The following is a 17,561-nucleotide window of genomic DNA, read 5'->3' as shown; positions in this document are numbered from 1 at the left end:
TAGGCAACGATGGCAGCCGAGGTGATCCTGAAACGTCCACTGCACCAGAAGGCGCTGATTTCTCTGGTTCCGATGATCGATGTGATGTTGATCTTGTTGGTCTTCTTCATGGTTACGTCGACATATCTGAACCTCGACATGATCCCCGCGCTTTCGCGGACGGACCAGAGTGAAGAGGCATCGCCACCCACCGCAGAACAGGGGGGCACCTTGTTGATCCGACTAGGCGCGGACGGGGTTCCAGTGATCCGTGGTCGTGAACTTGAGTTTACAGAATTGGGCGGAATAATACGAACGCGGACGGCGCAAAATCCCCGTTTGAGCGTCATTGTTCTTCCGACCGGAGGCGCCAATATGCAAGCTCTGGTTTCGCTGATGGACACCCTAACAAGCGCAGGCGCTACCAAGGTAAGGATAATCCGGCTGGAGACCCGATCATGAGGATCACCCGCCCTGCCCCGCGCCCTCAGCCGGAAACGATCATCGCATTGATAGACGTGGTGTTCTTTTTGTTGGTGTTTTTCATGCTCATCGGGCGGATGGATGCAACCGCGCCATTCGACGTATCACCTCCCGAAGCCCGAACCGGCGCGGACATGCCAGCGGGCGGGACGACGATATCTGTAAGCACAACGGGATCGTTGGCTCTGGACGGGGTGGCCTCTGATGCCGAACAAATCTTTGCTTTTTTGAAAAAGGAAATTCGAGAAACACCGGATACTCTCGTGCGCATCAATGCACATAAGGACGTCGAACTACGAAATGTTCTGCCCCTGATCACCAGACTGGAACAGCTTGGAGTGCGTGATCAGGTTTTGGTGGTCACGCCACCGCCGGTCACTCCATGATCGGCGAGCCTGCTATCTGGGGTCTCGGATTGGTGGGGTCAGTCGCCCTGCACGCCGTATGCGGGGGAATTCTGTTATGGTCGTTTGAACCGAAAGTGGTTTACGAACAATCGATGCCGGAGACCAAGATGCATCTGTCAACCTACCAGGTTGAGCGGTCTGACGCAGCCGAGGCCGTCCCTGAAAGGCAAACAGCAGCAACATCGAATACTACCGGTCGGCGCATCGGCCAAGGCACCATTCCGCAAACCCGGGGAAAAAGCCTTGCCCCCGATTTTGCGGCATTACAGCCTGTGCCGAAACGTGGCCAAAAGGCCACTCAAGCCAGTGTCCGGCCTACTGTAGGGCAGTCGGAGATCATCGACGCAACACAAATATCGGCGGCTGTTCCCAAAGCAACGACGCTTGTTGCTGGGGATGCTTCCGACATCGGCGATATGGTTCAAACCCGGCCACCGTCCAGCAACGCGATTTCACTCGATCAGCCTCTGCCGGTATCGGCAAAAATCGAAAAACCACAAACAACCACGCTTTCTACCGCACCGCTTCCGGAAACGGTTATGGTTGCCGCACTGGCATTTTCAGGTAGTGGAGACGTAACCGTTGACCCTGTATCAATCGCGGCGTTCCAAAGTTTTGTCGACCCAAGCAACGCCGGAAGCGCCTCGACCGAGTTGCGTGACGGAATCTCGGGCGTTCTGTCCCGAGTGCCCTGTTCGCGGATACAGGTGCAATTTCACCCTGAAAACAACACATTGGAAGTTGTCGGCCATGTGCCGGAATACAACATGCAAGCACCGATAATAGCTGCCTTGCAAGCCCAGATGGGTCAAAGCATTTCTGTAACCAACAACTTGTTGATCCTTCCACGTCCGCAATGCGGGGCCTTGTCAGGCATAGGTGATGTCGGCCTGCCTCAGTCAACGGATCAGATAATCAATCCGCTGATTGTTGGCGCAGATGCCCACGCCCGAGAATTTAACTATTCCGAAGGTCAGCAACTGGTTCTTGATCTGACTGCGCCGGACTACGACGCCTATGTTTATGTCGATTATTTTGATGCTGATGGAATGGTCATTCATCTCAGCCCAAACGAAAACGTTGATTTAGTCAAAACTCCGGCGAAATCGGTCCTGAAGATCGGGGCGGAAAAACTCGGAGATCCAGGATTGTTTATCACCATAGGACCACCGTTCGGACAGGAGATCGCGGCGGCATTCGCCACGTCCGAACCACTTTATGATGGCATTCGACCTTTAGGCGAACCCGCCGAAGACTATCTGGAATGGCTGAAGGAGCGAGTTTCCGCTCTTCGGGCGGAGAATTCGGACTTCAAGGGAGAGTGGGTGTACTTCTTTATTGCCACGTCGCCAAATTGATTAAACTGCCTTGATACCAATAAGTTTTCGCGCCTCTTGCGTCGACGCTATTTCGCGACCGGCCTCTCGGGCCAAACGTGCGAGTTCTTCGATTAGTGCTCCGTTTGATGCCGCCTTGTCTCCGGAAGGCAAATAAAACGTGTCTTCGAGACCGGTGCGCAAATGCCCGCCAAGCTCTGCGGCCTTACGGTGCAGAGGCCAGATTTCGGAGCGTCCGATCGCGGTTACTTGCCATCTGGAATTGCTTGGAGCCAAATCTGCAAGGATCGGCAGAAGATCTACCCGTGCAGGTTGTCCCGACGCGACACCCATAACAAAGTTCAGGTGAGCAGTGCCCGAAAACATTCCGGCCTGGCGGTACATTCCCACGCTGCGAACAATTCCGGTATCAAAGCACTCGAACTCCGGGATCGCTTCGGCAGCTTGGATCGCAGTCAGAAAATCCTGAACTTTCTGTACCGGATTGTCGAACAGCATTGGTGGCCAAGCCCAAGACCCATCTTTTCGGGCCTTCAGATAGTTCAGCGACCCTGCATTGCAGGCGGCAATTTCCGGTTTGGTCGCCTTGATGACGTCCAAGACCCCCCGATAGTCGCAACCCACAACTCCGGTGGTATGATTGATGATGATGCCTGGGCAGGAATCTCTGATAGCTGCCTGAATCTCTCGCGAAAGATCAATGTCCCAGCTTGGAAGATGACCTTTGCCTTCACCCTGTTGCCGTAAGTGGATGTGAACAATGGCGGCTCCGGCCTCGTAGGCTCTGCGAGCTTCTTCTGCCATTTCTTGCGGAGTGACCGGTACGTTGTGCTGCAGAGGATCAGTCAGCACACCGTTCAGAGCACAGCAGATTATTGCTTTTTCCATATTCACACTTACCGCTAGTCTTTTGAATTGGCCGCATGACGAACCCGAAACACCGACTTTTTTGGTATCCTGAATGCGAACCGTCAAGGTCGCGATGTCGCGAGCAGATATCCACCCAATACCCAATTCTGGACGTTCATTACTCTCCAATGATCCATCATAACTTTTTATTATCGCAACGATTGATAAATGCAACTTATGTTGATGGTATTCGTCTGCTAGCCTTTTCTATGAAACGCGCGGCCCAACATGGGCCGAAAAACCAACACATATTCGATGGAGAGAATTATGGACGGAAACGACATAGGCAAATGTCCAGTCATGCATGGCAGTACAGCGCTTGGCACGCGCTCGAACCGTGACTGGTGGCCAAACCAGCTGAACCTGAAAATCCTGCACCAGAATTCCTCCCGTTCCGATCCGATGGGAGAGGCATTCAGCTATGCTGAAGAGTTCAACTCGTTGGATTTCAAAGCACTCAAACAAGACCTTTACGACCTCATGACTGACAGTCAGGATTGGTGGCCAGCGGACTATGGTCACTATGGCGGGCTTTTCATTCGGATGGCCTGGCACAGTGCCGGGACCTATCGCACTGGCGACGGACGCGGCGGCGCCGGCACAGGTCAACAACGGTTTGCTCCTCTGAACAGTTGGCCTGACAACGGAAACCTCGATAAGGCGCGACGGCTGCTGTGGCCGATCAAGCGGAAGTACGGCAACAAAATCTCTTGGGCAGACCTGATGATCTTGGCCGGAAACTGCGCCATTGAATCGATGGGCGGCAAAACATTCGGCTTTGGCGGCGGCAGGCCGGATGTCTGGGAACCCGAAGAAGACGTCTATTGGGGCACTGAATCCGAATGGCTGGGTGAAAAGCGCTATTCCGGAGATCGGGAGCTGGAAAATCCGCTGGCTGCCGTGCAGATGGGCCTGATCTATGTGAATCCGGAAGGACCCGATGGCGAGCCCAATATTCTGGCCTCCGGCCGCGACATCCGCGAAACATTCGGTCGAATGGGGATGGATGACGAAGAAACCGTGGCTCTGGTGGCTGGTGGCCATACATTCGGGAAAGCCCATGGTGCAGGAGATCCGGCGCTCGTTGGCCCCGAGCCTGAAGGCGCGCCGATCGAAACCATGGGTCTGGGCTGGATCAATGCATATGGGACCGGCAAAGGGGATGACACCACCACCAGTGGCATCGAAGGTGCCTGGACGGCAAATCCGACGAAGTGGGACAACGGCTATTTCGATCTGTTGTTTGGCTATGACTGGAACCTGACCAAATCACCGGCAGGAGCATGGATTTGGGAACCGGTTGGCGTGACCGACGAAGATATGGCCCCGCAGGCACATGATCCGTCGAAAAAAGTCAAAACCATGATGACTACGGCCGACATGGCGATGCGTATGGATCCGATCTACGGTCCAATCTCGCGCCGCTTCCACGCCAACCCGGAAGAGTTTGCCGAAGCGTTCGCACGCGCGTGGTTCAAGCTTACTCACCGCGACATGGGGCCAAAATCGCGCTATTTGGGCGAAGAAGTTCCTGCTGAAGATCTGATCTGGCAAGATCCGATCCCGCCATCGGAAACCAAACTGTCTGATGCCGATGTTGTTTCGCTCAAGGCAAAAATCCTCGAATCCAGCCTGTCCGTGTCCGACCTGGTCAAAACCGCCTGGGCTTCGGCTTCGACGTATCGCGGTTCAGACCACCGCGGCGGCGCCAACGGTGCACGCATACGGCTGGAACCGATGAACCGCTGGGAAGCCAACGATCCGGAACAGCTTGGGCGTGTGTTGCAAGTGTTGGAGAGCATCCGCAATGAATTTCCGCGGCCCGTCTCGATGGCGGACCTGATTGTACTGGGCGGTTCTGCTGCAATCGAAAAGGCAGCAAAAGACGCGGGGCACGATGCAACCGTTACGGTCACACTGGGCCGGGGCGATGCAACGCAAGATCAGACTGACCCCGAAGGCATGGCTGTTCTGGAGCCAATTGCCGATGGCTTCCGCAACTACCAGAAAGCCGAATACTCGATCTCCCCCGAAGAGTTGTTGATCGACAAGGCTCAGTTGCTGGGTCTCTCCGCGCCCGAGATGACAGCTTTGATCGGTGGCTTGCGGGTGCTTGGCGCGAACCAGGGCGGGGCGACCCATGGTATGCTGACCGAGCGTCCCGGCAAGTTGACCAACGACTTTTTCGTCAATTTGTTGGACATGGGAACCGAATGGACACCGGCGTCGGGTTCATCGAACATTTTCGAGGGTCGCGACCGGGCAACCGGGACCGTCAGGTGGACCGGGACTCGGGTCGATCTGGTTTTCGGTTCCAACTCGCAACTTCGGGCAATTGCCGAAATCTATGGGCAGGACGATGGTCAGGCCCGGCTTGTGACCGATTTCATCTCAGCCTGGACCAAAGTGATGGATGCGGACCGCTTCGATATGAAATGACAGTTCCAAGCCCGTGATCCAAAAGGCGCGGCGGTCAACCGTCGCGCCCTTTTTCCATTACTACTGACGCCGCGGATGCGGCATAAACGAATGGTTCGAGCCCCTAGGTTCGGACGTTGTTAGTCCGTTTTGATCTGGACGCATTTCGCTGACCTACCTATCACTTGATTTCGCTATTTCCTCGGAGAAGCCTGATGTCCGCCACGCGTAACGTTCTGTTCATCATCATTGACCAACTGCGAGCGGATTGTTTGAGCGGAGAGTTGGCCCAGCACGTCGACCTCCCGAACCTTCGCGCGCTCATGCAGGACGCGGTGAGTTTCGATCGACATTTCTCGGTCACCAACCCCTGTGGGCCATCGCGCGCATCCATCCTGACCGGTCAATACGCGATGAACCACCGATCAGTGCGAAACGGCACGCCATTGCGCCATGACATACCCAATCTGGCAACTGAGATGCGCAAAGCAGGACTGCTGCCAATGCTTTTCGGGTATACCGACACCTCTTCAGATCCACGTGTCCACCACCCCAACGACCCGGCGATGAAGACCTATGAATACCCAATGACTGGTTTTCACGAGATGACCGAGATGCGGCTTGAAATGTCGTATCCATGGCAATCGCATTTGATCCAGCAGGGGTACGAATTCGAAAAATACTGGGATGTATACAAGCCGATTGCGCCAGATGGCGGCAAACCACGCCTGAATGACCCCGCTCTCTACTCAGCTGAAGATAGTGATACTGCGTTCCTGACGAATTCTTTCCTTGGCAAAATCACAGCGCATCACGGCAAAAGCTGGTTCGCCCATCTAACTTATATCCGTCCTCACCCACCACTAGTCGCTCCCTGCCCCTACAACCGTATGTACAATCCGCAGTCTTTGCCTTTGCCTAAAAGGTTGACATCTGTCGAACAGGAATGCGCGGTTCACCCGTTCTTTGCTCCGCTCATAAAAACCAGTTCTATCGAGACATTTGTCGAAGGGTTCCCCGGGCTGGAAGCAACGGACGAAAATATCCAGACGCTGAGGTCGATCTATCTTGGTCTGGCAACCGAGGTCGATCACCATATCGGCCGGGCAATTCAGCATCTCAAGGATAGCGGTCAGTATGATAACACACTTCTGGTCGTAACGGCGGACCACGGCGAAATGTTGGGTGATCACCATTCATGGGGAAAGATGACTGTTTATGACGCTGCGTATCAGACACCACTCATCATCCGAATGCCGGGAAACAAAGCCCGAGCTGGCAAGGTTGTTTCCGCACCAACCGAGACCATCGACATAACGCCGACCATTCTCGATTGGATCGGTTGCGACATTCCCAATTCGATGGATGGGCGCTCTCTAATTCCGCTGATGAACGGCGATGTGCCAGATGACTGGCGTACCTACACGTTCAGCGAACTGGATTTTTCCCAACCTTCAAAGCCGACAGAATGGGAAAAAGCGCTGGGGACCAATCCATCGAATTCCTGCCTTGGTATCTTGCGAGACAATAGATTCACGCTTGTGGAATTCGCCGCCGACCTGCCGCCAATTTTGTTTGACCACTGCGGAAAAGGCGAATTTGAGAATGTGGCCGGCAAACCCGAGTACGCGAACGACCTTTCCCGCCTGACCCGGCAAATGTTGCGGCACAGGATGCAGAACATGGATCACACATTATCACTGAACACAATTTCGGCCATGGGACCGCAATCGAGACGCCGCTATATCTGAGGTTCCCTGTCGAATTGTAGCGAACCGCTTTCGGCCCTGTCCATCGATTCCGTTAGCCCAAGATCGGCCAAGACAGGGCCGTATTCTTGTCGTGATAGGTCACGTGCTTGCTCACCTGCATATGGAATGATCACGCGGCCCACACAGCTTAGCGATGCCGTACGCAAAAGTTCGGACGGCAAATGGTCGGGTGCCGCGAGGCGAAGAACATCAGGCCTGAAATCTGTAAGATATGCGGCAAGGCCCGAAGCCTGCCCTTGCCGGTCAGCCTCAAAGGACAAAAACCCATCGCTGAATTTGAGGCGCGACGAATTCTCCAACCCGTTGCGCCGCGCGATTTCTCTGGCCGCCCTGACAAGGCCTGACCGGCAGTCCTGCGCCATTATAATCAGTTTCGGAAGATCACGACTGGCTTTTAGGGGAACAAAACCCACACCGCTCCCGATTTCGAGGAGCCGCGCGCAACCATCGAGGTAACCCCCGATATTTCTGGCGTTCCGCCGATCGAACCTGCCCGCAACAATGGAGTTGAGAGCCTCGGATGAGAATAGCCCCGGATCGGCTGGCAATTCGATGTCATGGTTCAAAAACCACTGAGTTGATGCAGCTGTGGAAAGACGCGCATCTTGTCCCACGTAGGGCGATGCGACCGTTTGGAAATCTGTATTTGCTTCTCTGGGTTTTTCAAATTTTTCAGTTGCCGTTCTTTCCACGCGGCTCATCATCGCCGCTATCTTGGCCGGGTCGCGAGGCTGCGGCGGTTTGGCCACCACCTTGGCAATCGGTGTCTTACCCGCCTCAATCAATTCGTTTTTCAGGCCTTGGTATTCGGGCGTCTGTTTATACGCATCGAGCCGCGTCTCAATTCGATCCAACGCCGCCTCGTGCAACGCTCGAAGCACGGGATCCATGAGGAGAGCCTGCATGATCTCCCGCCCGAGAGGTGCATGGCGCAGAATGGAGCGATCCTCGACTTCATTGCGATCCTGTAAGGCCCAATAGTCGGAATTGTACTTGTCTTTTTTGTTGTTGACGTTGCCTCGAAATTTTCGAACGGCATATGCATCCACAGACTTGACAGCGTAGTGGTTCATTTGTGCCCATTCATAGCCGAGCGTGCGTCGGATGGAGCGCCAACCTCGAAATTTGAAATAGTCTTCCATCGGAAGACCAGAACCGTTCAGCCACTTCACCGACTCTGGGAAACCAGTTTCAAGATGCTTGTTCTTGATCGAAGGTCGATGAATACCAAGTTTCCAATACTCTGGATCGAACTTGAACAAGGTTTTGACCCCCCAACCCTTATTCCAAAGGGGCGGTGCCGCACGCAGGTATTGTTCTGTCACCGGCTTGCGCGACCAATCAACCACACCACCTGAGCCGAATATTCGCCAGGTGATCACAATGCCATTCGCTCCTTTTTCCACGGCGTCGGAAATCAATCCGTCAAGATTTCCGGATGGATGGTTGATGCACAAGAACTCATCAGCATCGAAAACCAGCAACCAATCTGCGGCCTGAACCAAGGGCTCGGCCTGCGCATGTTTCAGCGCAGATGGCTGCGGCTTGACACCATCAGGAATGACGTTGTGCCGGTGATAGCCCAGACCAAGCTCCTCCAGACGCTGAAGCATTTCCACCGTTCCGTCAGAGCAATCATTGGTATAGACGAGAATATCAGTGAACCCGACTGCCAGGTGATGCGCATACCACTCCAACAAATACGGCGCTTCGTCTTTCATCATAGATACTGCCATGATGGTGCCGTTGGGGCTTTTGCGTTTTCGCAGCTTTTCAAGAATGCCGTGTTGGGCGGGCATGTTTCGTCCTGTGTTGCCTGTGGTCGGTCGTCAGGTCCCGATATACGCGCAGAAAGAACAGACTACCATTGTTGGACACGATTTGACTGCTGAGATGCAATTCGCCTTTGCATCCTCAAGCCAAATAAAGGACAACACACATAAAATACCGGCAAATTCTATCGAGGAAGCAGACTTGTCCGAAACTCGCCGCCCCGTTGCCTCTCTGTGGATCGGAGAGAGCCTTCACTATCTCAATCAGTTATGCCTGAAATCACACTTGCGTCACGGCCATCCGGTGACTCTGTATTGCACCGAAGACGTAGTCAATGCACCCGAAGGTGTCGAGATCAGGTCCGCTTCCGAGATTATGGATATCGATATGTCGGTGGTCGAAGCGACGTCCGCGTCATTTCTTTCGAACGTCTTCCGCTACAAGATGATCAAAAAGACAGGCGCCATCTGGATCGACTGCGACGCTTACTGCCACAAACCTTTTCCGGACGAATGGGAGTGGATCTTTGCCGGTCATGGGATGCGCGGTGCGCTGAACTGCGGGGTTGTCGGATTGCCGCAAGAGTGCGAGTTGATCGACCAACTTTTGGACTATTACGAGAACTTGCCAGATTATCCTGCTTGGTGGGGACAAAGCCAGCGCAAGAAGATGGACCGGCAAAAGGGTCAAGATCCCTTGGCTGTTCGCATTTACAAAACCGAACGCACGGCATTTGGTCCACAGGCATTTACGCATTACGCAAAACAAACCGGCGACTTTGATCGGGCAATGACGCCAGATGTGTTGTATCCTGTGCCGTTTCAACTGAACGATATCTTCTACGATCCGCATGGTAGAGTCGAAGGGTGGTTCACGGAAGATACCGTTTCCGTTCATCTTTACACAAATGGCACCAAACCCTGGTGGCGCAAACACGCGCCACTCAAGAACTCTTACGCTTGGCGCATGTGCCGCGAGGTCGGGATCGATCCGAAACAAACTCTAGGTGGGTGAGGAGGTCACGTCAGCGCCAGAAATTGTCCAATCATCTAGGAGTAGCTCAGACATCGCCGTTTCAGCATGTGAACTCTAGCCGCGACGGCGACAACCCAGTACTACGTGATCTGCTCAGCCTGATCCCTCCGAATGAGCCGATCGGCACAGTGACTGCTGATGGCGCCTGCGACACACGCCGATGCCACAACGCCATCATCGAGCGCGACGCTGTTCGAATCTTTCCGATCCGCAAGAACGGGCGCTTGCTTAAGGAAGACTGTCCTGCGGCAATTGCCAGAAACAAAAAACCTGCGCGCAACGCGACATTACGGGCGGGCATTCTGGAAGCGCTGGACCGGATACCATGTCCGCAGCAGGATCGAGGCGAGGATGCGCCGCCTGAAGGCCTTCGGCGAGCGCATCGCGGCAAGAGACCCAAACCGCCAGACCGCAGAAATCCGCATCCGCATCGCCCTCATGAACCGCTTCAACGCCCTCAGAATCGCCGCGATCAAACGCGTGGCATGACGTCGGCGGGGTACGGGTCTTCACACCTCAAACGCGAGTTACGCAACAACGCCAGTCAGAGGACTGCACGACTTTTTGTTGACTAGCACAAAAGAGCCACGCTAGGGTACAGGTATGAACAGGTTTGAACATGATGACACAGGGATATCTCTGATCGGCGCATCCAAGTCGGTCAAGATTGCCCATCGTCTGGAAACGGATATCAGATCTGGTGCGCTCAGTCGGGGTGATCCGCTGGCCAGCGAAAGCGCACTTGTGAAGAGATTTTCGGTCAGTCGGAATACGATTCGCAAGAGTCTGGAAATTCTCAGCAATAAAGGCCTGATCACCACCAAGAGCGGTATCGGGTCCTTCGTTACCTTCGGCGGCAAGACAATTGATGATCGTTCCGGGTGGAGCGTTGCTCTTGCGTCGGGAGATATTCACCTGGAAACTCGCGTTCTGGTACTGGACCGTGGATCCATGGACATCCCCGATGCGCCCGTCGAAGCGGGTTCGGATTTTCTGGTCGTCGACCGATTGAGGTACCAGGTCCATACAAGACAGGGCGTGTCGCTGGAGCGCAGCCGGATTCCATGGCGGGACAGTTTCTCGCATGTTTTGGATACCGGGCTTAAGAACGGGTCGTTGACTGAATTGCTTAGATCCAAAGGACTAGTGGTTGCGGGCGGGGACGAATGGGCCGGAGTATTGCCCGCACTTTCCGATATGGATGCCCGAGTCATGGGGCGTAATCCAGGTGAGCCAATGCTGCACTTACGCCGACTGACACGAGCCGCAGACGGGTCGATCATTGAATTTGTCGAAAGCATATTGGACCCAGTGATGTTCGGTCTGCACATGGAGTTCTAGTTGACAACAATGCCGGTAAGCTCTGACATTCAGTACGATCGCGCTTGTGGGGCTTTGGCCGGGATGGCGATTGGTGACGCGATGGGCATGCCGTCTCAGACACTGAGCCGTGCGGATATTCTTCGTCACTACGGTGTGATCTCAACTTTTATTGCTCCGTTCCCGGATCACCCGGTCTCGCACGGGCTCAAAGCAGCGCAGGTTACAGACGACACCGAACAGGCGTTGTTGCTGGCACTCAGACTGATTGAGGATGGTGGTCAACTAGACGAACACCGTTGGGCCAACGACCTCCTCGCATGGGAAGCCGATGTTCGCAAACGAGGGTTGCGCGATTTGCTGGGGCCGTCGTCCAAGGCTGCACTCGACGCAATCATTTCAGGCGCCTCTGCTGACGAGACTGGGCGCAATGGGACCACCAATGGCGCGTCGATGCGCATTGCACCAGTCGGTATTGCAACACGTATTGCACCTGAAGCCACCTTTCTGGATCGTGTCGAACTTGCCTGCCGAATGACCCATAACACTGGCGAAGCAATTGCCGCCGCTGCGGCCGTTGCAACAGTCATCAGTTGCGGCATCGACGGGATGTCATTTGACCAGGCCATAGCGCCGGCGTTACGCGCCGCCGAAGCGGGTCAAAGGCGCGGATATGCAGTTGGTGAAAACGCCATGGCCGAAAAGATCGCTTTGGCACTGGAAGCAGCAAAGGATGGACTTTCGTCCGAGGCCTTCGCCGAGCGTATTGGAACGTCCGTTGCCTCACACGAATCTGTGGCGGCAGCATTCGGTGTGGTTTTGCTGGCAAATTGTGACCCATGGGAAACTGCGAAAATTGCCGCGAATATCGGAGATGACACCGATACGATCGGTGCGATTGCCGGGGCAATGGCAGGTGCCTGTGTCGGGCAAAGCAGGATCACGCAATTCGCCATCGAAACGGTATTTGCGGCAAACGAGTTGCCGCTGGAACAAATTGCGCGAGATTTGTTGTCGCTGCGTGCCAATTGCGATGGCTCGGCGTTCGAAAATGCGGAGATGGTCCAATGACAAACCGGCTATTGCAAATGTCAGGTGTTGTCGCCGATCTTCTCTACGAGATCGATCATGTCCCTGCCGCGGGCGAAGAGGCGATCGTACGCGGCTTTTCGATCAAACCCGGCGGTGGCTTCAATGCCATGGTTGCCGCAAAGCGCACGGGCATGATGGTGTGTTATGGCGGAACCATCGGGTCGGGACCTTTTGCGCAGTTAGTCCGCGAAGGGCTGAACGCCGAAGGCATTCCGTTCTTGCGCAGCCAGGATCTGACGAGGGATCAAGGCTGTTGCAGCGTCCTGATCGACAGTGAGGGCGAACGCACCTTTGTCGCAAGCGATGGGGCCGAGGGGCACGTGACCACCGAGGACCTGGAACAGATTGGATTTGCCGAGTACGGGTGGACGTTGCTATCGGGCTACGCCCTTCATTATGCGGGTTCGCGTGCGGCCCTGCATCATTGGCTTCTGACGGAAGCCATTATTCCAAACCTGGTGTTTGATCCGTCCCCGGTCGTGGCGTCGATCCCACGCGAAATTCGCGACGCGGCTTTGGACCGGGCGTATTGGGTCAGCACAAATGCCCGCGAGGCCGCGATTCTGACCGGCTTGGGTGATCCGACCGAAGCCGCCCTTTCCATTGCGAAATCACGCCCGGCAGACGGCGGTTGCGTGGTGCGAAACGGATCCGAAGGGTGCCTTATCGCCACCGGTGACACCGTGGAACATGTCCCGCCCTACCGCGTCCGGGTTGTCGACACAAATGGTGCTGGAGACGCCCATATAGGCAGCTTCATCGCCCGCTTGTCTCTTGGCGACACGCCCTCACAAGCCGCCAGATATGCGAATGTGGCGGCGGCTATTTCAGCGACACAAAAAGGCCCGGCAACAACACCCAGCAGTGTGGTGGTTGCCGAGGCGCTTAATAAAAAAGAGGCCTGTTGATCGAGAGAATTCTCAATTGCGAATGACTGGGAGGTCAAAATGAACAAACATATCTTATTGGCTACAACCGCCGTCTTTGTTGGTACTGCCGCCATCGCCGATGAAATTCGGGTTCTGAACTGGCAGGGCTATGGCACCGATCTGGATTGGGCGGTCGAGGCATTCACCGATGCCAGCGGTCACACTGTTGTGCACGAGTATTTCAACTCGGAACAGGAAATGCTGACCAAGCTGCGCACCAACCCCGGCGCTTATGATGTCGTGCTGATCAACGCGGCATTTACACCGCAGGCGCAAGAAGAAGGTCTGATCGGGCCTGTCGATGTTGCACTGGTCGAAAATCTTGCGGACGTACCTGAAAACCTGAGCAGCAATCAGGACCTGAATGCCGGTGGGGCACTGCATGGAGTTCCATGGACCTGGGGTCTGACATCCTTTGCTGTCAATACCGGCGAGTTTGATGAGCTGCCGGACTCGATCGAAGTATTCTGGGACAAGGCGCATGAGGGCAAAGTCTCGATCCGCGACGATGCGCTGGAGGCGGTGCAATTCGCCGCTATTGCCACTGGTCAGGACATCAACAACATTGCCGATTTGGATGCCGTCGAGGCCAAGCTTGCCGAGTTGATGCCACAGATAAAAACCTATTGGGGATCCGAGAACGACTGGAACCAGTTCATGGCCGCCGGTGATTTGGATGTGGCGACTTTCTGGTCCGGATCGGCCAGCCGATCGATGGCTGCCGGTCTGCCGGTGCAGTTCATCGTGCCAAAAGAAGGGGCAATCGGCTGGCTGGACGGACTGTCTGTTCCCAGCTCGTCCAACAAGAAAGAGGCAGCGCATGCCTTTATCAACTGGATGATCGACCCAGAGTTCTACGTGAAATGGGCCGTTGATGGTGCTCCTGCATCGGCCAATGCCAAAGCGGCTGCGGCTCTGCCCGATGACGCCTTCAACAAACAGGTTCTCGGAGACCCCGAAGTTGTTGCCCGCGTTCAGTTCCAGCGCCCGGTCTCGGATGAGACTCGCGAGAAATACCTTGAACTGTGGCAAGGTCTAAAGGCCGCCCAATAAACTGCCAACTCTCAGGGGAGTGTTTCTGGATGTCCGATGTTCTTGCCAAACAGGAACGACTGAAGATCTTCAGCCTGCTCTCCCCTGCATATCTTTGGCTGACGGTGGCTATCTTCTTGCCACTGTCAGCCATGCTCTATTTCAGTTTCCTATCCGATGTACCGTTTGGTGATGGAGAGTGGTTCCATACGACGGAAAACTACCAGGCCTTTTTTCAAACTTCGACTTATGCCACGCTGTTATGGAAGTCGCTTAGGCTTGGTCTGACGGTGACCGCGATTTCTGTGCTGGTCGGGTTTCCCTGCGCCTATGTCTTAGCCAAGGCGATCAAGGGCCGGTCGCGCGAGGCGCTGTTTCTGCTGGTCATTCTGCCGTTCTGGTCCAACTCGCTCGTGCGCATCTTTTCCTGGGCCATTGTGTTACGCGGCAACGGTGTGCTGGATCTGGGCCTGAATGCTGTTCTTCCCTTCGAAGTGGATGTAAACTTGATGTTTTCGACCCCGGCCATCGTGATCGGGCTGGTTCATTCCTATCTGCCCTATGTTATTCTGACTTCGTATCTGGCGCTTCAGGCCATTGACGACACTCTGATTGACGCTGCCCGATCCATGGGCGCGGGCAAACTGACCATCCTTTGGCGCATCATTCTGCCACTGTCTCTTCCCGGGTTGATGGCCGGAGCGGTGCTGATCTTTGTTCCGGTGGTTGGCTCGTTCATGGAACCCCGCATTCTGGGCGGTCGTGTCGGCACCTATTTCGGTACGGTGATTGAAGATCAATTCGTGGCTGTGTTCAACTGGCCGCTTGGGGCCGCTCTTTCCTTCATCCTGCTTGCCGTGGTGCTGTTGATCCTTGCCTTGGCAAGCCCGGTTCTGAAAAGGGCACAAACATGAGTGGCCGATTTCTGACAGTTTTGGGGAAGGTCTGGCTGGGGCTGATCCTGTTTTTCCTCTATGCGCCAATCATCGTCATGGCGATCATGTCCTTCAATGCCTCACCTTATTATCAACTACCGTTCGAGTTCTCGCTCAGGTGGTACGAGGATCTGTCTGGCAATGGTCAGATTATCGATGCCGCAGCTCGGTCAGTGCTGATCGCGCTTGTGACCACGGTTGTCGCGACAATTCTGGGCACCGCTGCATCTGTTGCCCTGTTCCGGTTCGACTTCCGGGGCAAGCGGTTCTTGCAGGTCATGCTGTTTCCACCCATCGCCATTCCGTGGCTGATCACCGGAACGGCGATGCTGATCTTCTTTTTTGGCGTTGGTCTCGGCCGCGGCACCCCTTCAGTCATTATCGGCCATGTAGCGCTTGCCCTGCCCTACGTCATTGTTGTCGTCAGTGCTCGATTGGCCACATTTGATGCCACGCTGGAGGAAGCTGCGCGGTCGATGGGCGCCGACGCCTGGACGGTGACGCGTCGCGTGACTTTACCATGGATTTCTTCCGGCGTGATCGCAGGCGCGTTGTTCGCTTTTGCCGTCAGTTTTGACCAGTTTGTCGTCTCGTATTTCCTGTCAGAACCGGGTGACAGCACGTTACCGGTGCTGATCTACACGTCGATCCGCAAGGGATTCACACCAGAGATCAACGCGATTTCCACAATCATTATTGTTGTTTCCATGGCCGTGATGCTGTTTGCCGCGCGGTTCTCAAACTTCGGAGGAGAACGCTGATGGCCGAGGTTTCTGTCCAGAATGTCACCAAGTCATTCGGACCGCTCAAGGCACTGAACGATGTAACGATGGATTTCCCTGATGGCGGTTTTTTTGCACTGCTTGGGCCATCGGGCAGCGGCAAGACCACGCTGCTGCGCGCCATTGCCGGTTTCATCTTCACTGACGCCGGATCGATCCGTATCGGCGATACATCGGTCGAACATATTCCGGTTGAAAAACGCGATATCGGCATGATGTTCCAGAATTATGCCCTGTTTCCCAATATGACCGTCGCAGACAATGTCGGGTTCGGGCTGCGTGTGCGCAAAGTCGGTGCGATCGAGGAACGCCGGCGCGTTGGCGAAGCGCTGGATTTGGTTCAGCTGGGCCAGCACGGAGACCGCAAACCGCATCAGCTGTCCGGTGGCCAGCGCCAGCGGGTCGCACTGGCCCGTGCCATAGTGACAAACCCCAAGGTTCTACTGCTCGACGAACCCTTATCGGCGCTGGACAAGTCGCTGCGCATCGACATGCAGATCGAACTGAAGCGTATTCAGCACGAAATCGGCATCACCACCATATTCGTGACCCATGATCAGGAAGAGGCGCTGACCCTATCCGACAAGATCGGCATCCTTCGGCAGGGAGAGATGATCCAGGCCGGCGCTCCGCGCGAGGTTTACAGCAATCCAACGGATGTGTTCACCGCTGAGTTCTTGGGAGAGGCGAATTTTCTCTCGAAAGATGGTAAGGGGATTTTTAGAGTGGAAGGAGCGGACATCAAATTGCCGCCCGGAACTGCAGCAAATGCCACTTTGGCCGTTCGTCCCGAAAACATGAGCATTCTGGTGGACGAACCACAAGGGGACAACCTGTCAAAGATACCGGCAATTCTGGAACGTCGGATCTTTGCCGGGGCGATGGCAACCTGCATTGCGCGATGCGGAGGGCAGGTATTCAAAATAATCGCCCGCGATCAGGATATTCCCGAACTCAAGGAGGAGGCTCAGGTCTGGCTGAGCTGGGACCCCGAGAAGACAATTGTCGTTCCCGGTTAGGGGTTCAGTGAACTGATGTAAACTAAGGGTATTGCCAAGTTGTACAGGCTGAGTGATCCAGCTATGTCGCGCTAATGAACATCCCACCGATCATGCCATGCCTTAGAGGCTTTCGTTTTCATCGTGAGATCATTGCTTATGCGGCTTGGGCTTACCATCGCTTTGCGTTGAGCACAGCTGACGTCGAGGATCTGTTGGCTGCGCGGGGCGTTATCGTCAGCCGGGAAACAGTTCGGCTGTGGGTCAATCGCTTTGGTCTACACTTTGCAGATTGCATCAAGCGGGATCGTCCACAGCCGAATGACAAGTGGCACATGGACGAAGTCGTGATCATGATCC

The 17,561-nt window shown here is 55.0% G+C and carries 15 protein-coding genes and 2 pseudogenes; 15 read left to right on the top strand and 2 right to left on the bottom strand.

The features are described 5' to 3' along the window. Window positions 1-9 precede the first annotated feature (9 nt). The 3 genes from AC2FLX_RS08370 to AC2FLX_RS08360 are packed head-to-tail and all read left to right on the top strand — an operon-like array spanning window position 10 to window position 2,227. Complete coding sequence (locus AC2FLX_RS08370) at window positions 10-441, top strand: ExbD/TolR family protein (RefSeq protein WP_480750814.1); 432 nt, start codon at window positions 10-12, stop codon at window positions 439-441. Then, window positions 438-848 carry an ExbD/TolR family protein gene (locus AC2FLX_RS08365; RefSeq protein WP_480750815.1) on the top strand — a complete coding sequence of 137 codons (411 nt, stop codon included), beginning with the start codon at window positions 438-440 and terminating at the stop codon, window positions 846-848. The genes AC2FLX_RS08370 and AC2FLX_RS08365 overlap by 4 nt, the downstream gene beginning before the upstream one ends. After that, window positions 845-2,227, top strand: a complete 1,383-nt coding sequence (locus AC2FLX_RS08360; protein WP_496810744.1) for a DUF4384 domain-containing protein — start codon at window positions 845-847, stop codon at window positions 2,225-2,227. The genes AC2FLX_RS08365 and AC2FLX_RS08360 overlap by 4 nt, the downstream gene beginning before the upstream one ends. On the opposite strand, the gene AC2FLX_RS08355 is transcribed toward AC2FLX_RS08360, so the two are convergent. Beyond that, on the bottom strand, window positions 2,228-3,289 hold the full coding sequence (locus tag AC2FLX_RS08355) for a beta-keto acid cleavage family enzyme (RefSeq protein WP_496810745.1): 1,062 nt from the start codon (window positions 3,287-3,289) through the stop codon (window positions 2,228-2,230). Between the two features lie 93 nt (window positions 3,290-3,382). Between AC2FLX_RS08355 and katG the strand changes: the two genes are divergently transcribed. Together katG and AC2FLX_RS08345 are read left to right on the top strand one after the other, a co-directional pair. Further along, window positions 3,383-5,554, top strand: coding sequence for a catalase/peroxidase HPI (gene katG, locus AC2FLX_RS08350; RefSeq protein WP_496810746.1), 2,172 nt, complete (start codon window positions 3,383-3,385; stop codon window positions 5,552-5,554). A 194-nt stretch (window positions 5,555-5,748) separates the two neighbouring features. Further along, on the top strand, window positions 5,749-7,284 hold the full coding sequence (locus AC2FLX_RS08345) for an alkaline phosphatase family protein (RefSeq protein ID WP_496745241.1): 1,536 nt from the start codon (window positions 5,749-5,751) through the stop codon (window positions 7,282-7,284). On the opposite strand, the gene AC2FLX_RS08340 is transcribed toward AC2FLX_RS08345, so the two are convergent. After that, window positions 7,275-9,029, bottom strand: a complete 1,755-nt coding sequence (locus AC2FLX_RS08340; RefSeq protein ID WP_496875408.1) for a glycosyltransferase family 2 protein — start codon at window positions 9,027-9,029, stop codon at window positions 7,275-7,277. The two genes, AC2FLX_RS08345 and AC2FLX_RS08340, sit on opposite strands and share 10 nt — an antisense overlap. 250 nt (window positions 9,030-9,279) lie before the next feature. On the opposite strand from AC2FLX_RS08340, the gene AC2FLX_RS08335 reads away from it, so the two are divergent. From AC2FLX_RS08335 to AC2FLX_RS08290, 10 genes and pseudogenes are all read left to right on the top strand, one after another. After that, window positions 9,280-10,092, top strand: coding sequence for a glycosyltransferase family 32 protein (locus AC2FLX_RS08335; protein WP_496745237.1), 813 nt, complete (start codon window positions 9,280-9,282; stop codon window positions 10,090-10,092). Next, window positions 10,077-10,602, top strand: a pseudogene (locus AC2FLX_RS08330) (transposase); the annotation flags it as partial. The gene AC2FLX_RS08335 and the pseudogene AC2FLX_RS08330, both read left to right, overlap by 16 nt. Window positions 10,603-10,716: 114 nt before the next feature. Next, complete coding sequence (locus AC2FLX_RS08325; RefSeq protein WP_496745235.1) at window positions 10,717-11,454, top strand: GntR family transcriptional regulator; 738 nt, start codon at window positions 10,717-10,719, stop codon at window positions 11,452-11,454. 9 nt (window positions 11,455-11,463) lie between these two features. Further along, window positions 11,464-12,504, top strand: coding sequence for an ADP-ribosylglycohydrolase family protein (locus AC2FLX_RS08320; RefSeq protein WP_496810751.1), 1,041 nt, complete (start codon window positions 11,464-11,466; stop codon window positions 12,502-12,504). Next, complete coding sequence (locus tag AC2FLX_RS08315) at window positions 12,501-13,433, top strand: PfkB family carbohydrate kinase (RefSeq protein WP_496810747.1); 933 nt, start codon at window positions 12,501-12,503, stop codon at window positions 13,431-13,433. The genes AC2FLX_RS08320 and AC2FLX_RS08315 overlap by 4 nt, the downstream gene beginning before the upstream one ends. A 39-nt stretch (window positions 13,434-13,472) precedes the next feature. After that, the gene (locus AC2FLX_RS08310; RefSeq protein ID WP_496810748.1) at window positions 13,473-14,507 is read left to right on the top strand and encodes an ABC transporter substrate-binding protein; all 1,035 of its coding nucleotides are present in this window, start codon (window positions 13,473-13,475) and stop codon (window positions 14,505-14,507) included. A gap of 29 nt (window positions 14,508-14,536) precedes the next feature. Beyond that, complete coding sequence (locus AC2FLX_RS08305; RefSeq protein WP_480750824.1) at window positions 14,537-15,400, top strand: ABC transporter permease; 864 nt, start codon at window positions 14,537-14,539, stop codon at window positions 15,398-15,400. Next, window positions 15,397-16,182, top strand: a complete 786-nt coding sequence (locus AC2FLX_RS08300) for an ABC transporter permease (protein WP_480750825.1) — start codon at window positions 15,397-15,399, stop codon at window positions 16,180-16,182. The genes AC2FLX_RS08305 and AC2FLX_RS08300 overlap by 4 nt, the downstream gene beginning before the upstream one ends. Beyond that, window positions 16,182-17,222, top strand: coding sequence for an ABC transporter ATP-binding protein (locus AC2FLX_RS08295; RefSeq protein ID WP_496810749.1), 1,041 nt, complete (start codon window positions 16,182-16,184; stop codon window positions 17,220-17,222). Before AC2FLX_RS08300 ends, AC2FLX_RS08295 begins: the two co-directional genes overlap by 1 nt. A 74-nt stretch (window positions 17,223-17,296) precedes the next feature. Next, window positions 17,297-17,561: pseudogene (locus AC2FLX_RS08290) on the top strand (IS6 family transposase); the annotation flags it as partial.

Source organism: Ruegeria sp. YKSF57, from assembly GCF_059612585.1.
Note: the sequence above shows the minus strand (reverse complement) of the source record. Positions and strands in the feature narration are given on the sequence as shown.

Coding starts and splice junctions, on each gene's coding strand:
- AC2FLX_RS08345 (WP_496745241.1), top strand. CDS start 5,749: ATGTCCGCCACGCGTAACGTTCTGTTCATCATCATTGACCAACTGCGA.
- AC2FLX_RS08340 (WP_496875408.1), bottom strand. CDS start 9,029: ATGATGAAAGACGAAGCGCCGTATTTGTTGGAGTGGTATGCGCATCAC.
- AC2FLX_RS08325 (WP_496745235.1), top strand. CDS start 10,717: ATGAACAGGTTTGAACATGATGACACAGGGATATCTCTGATCGGCGCA.
- AC2FLX_RS08365 (WP_480750815.1), top strand. CDS start 438: ATGAGGATCACCCGCCCTGCCCCGCGCCCTCAGCCGGAAACGATCATC.
- AC2FLX_RS08300 (WP_480750825.1), top strand. CDS start 15,397: ATGAGTGGCCGATTTCTGACAGTTTTGGGGAAGGTCTGGCTGGGGCTG.
- AC2FLX_RS08315 (WP_496810747.1), top strand. CDS start 12,501: ATGACAAACCGGCTATTGCAAATGTCAGGTGTTGTCGCCGATCTTCTC.
- AC2FLX_RS08305 (WP_480750824.1), top strand. CDS start 14,537: ATGTCCGATGTTCTTGCCAAACAGGAACGACTGAAGATCTTCAGCCTG.
- AC2FLX_RS08360 (WP_496810744.1), top strand. CDS start 845: ATGATCGGCGAGCCTGCTATCTGGGGTCTCGGATTGGTGGGGTCAGTC.
- katG (WP_496810746.1), top strand. CDS start 3,383: ATGGACGGAAACGACATAGGCAAATGTCCAGTCATGCATGGCAGTACA.
- AC2FLX_RS08320 (WP_496810751.1), top strand. CDS start 11,464: ATGCCGGTAAGCTCTGACATTCAGTACGATCGCGCTTGTGGGGCTTTG.
- AC2FLX_RS08295 (WP_496810749.1), top strand. CDS start 16,182: ATGGCCGAGGTTTCTGTCCAGAATGTCACCAAGTCATTCGGACCGCTC.
- AC2FLX_RS08370 (WP_480750814.1), top strand. CDS start 10: ATGGCAGCCGAGGTGATCCTGAAACGTCCACTGCACCAGAAGGCGCTG.
- AC2FLX_RS08310 (WP_496810748.1), top strand. CDS start 13,473: ATGAACAAACATATCTTATTGGCTACAACCGCCGTCTTTGTTGGTACT.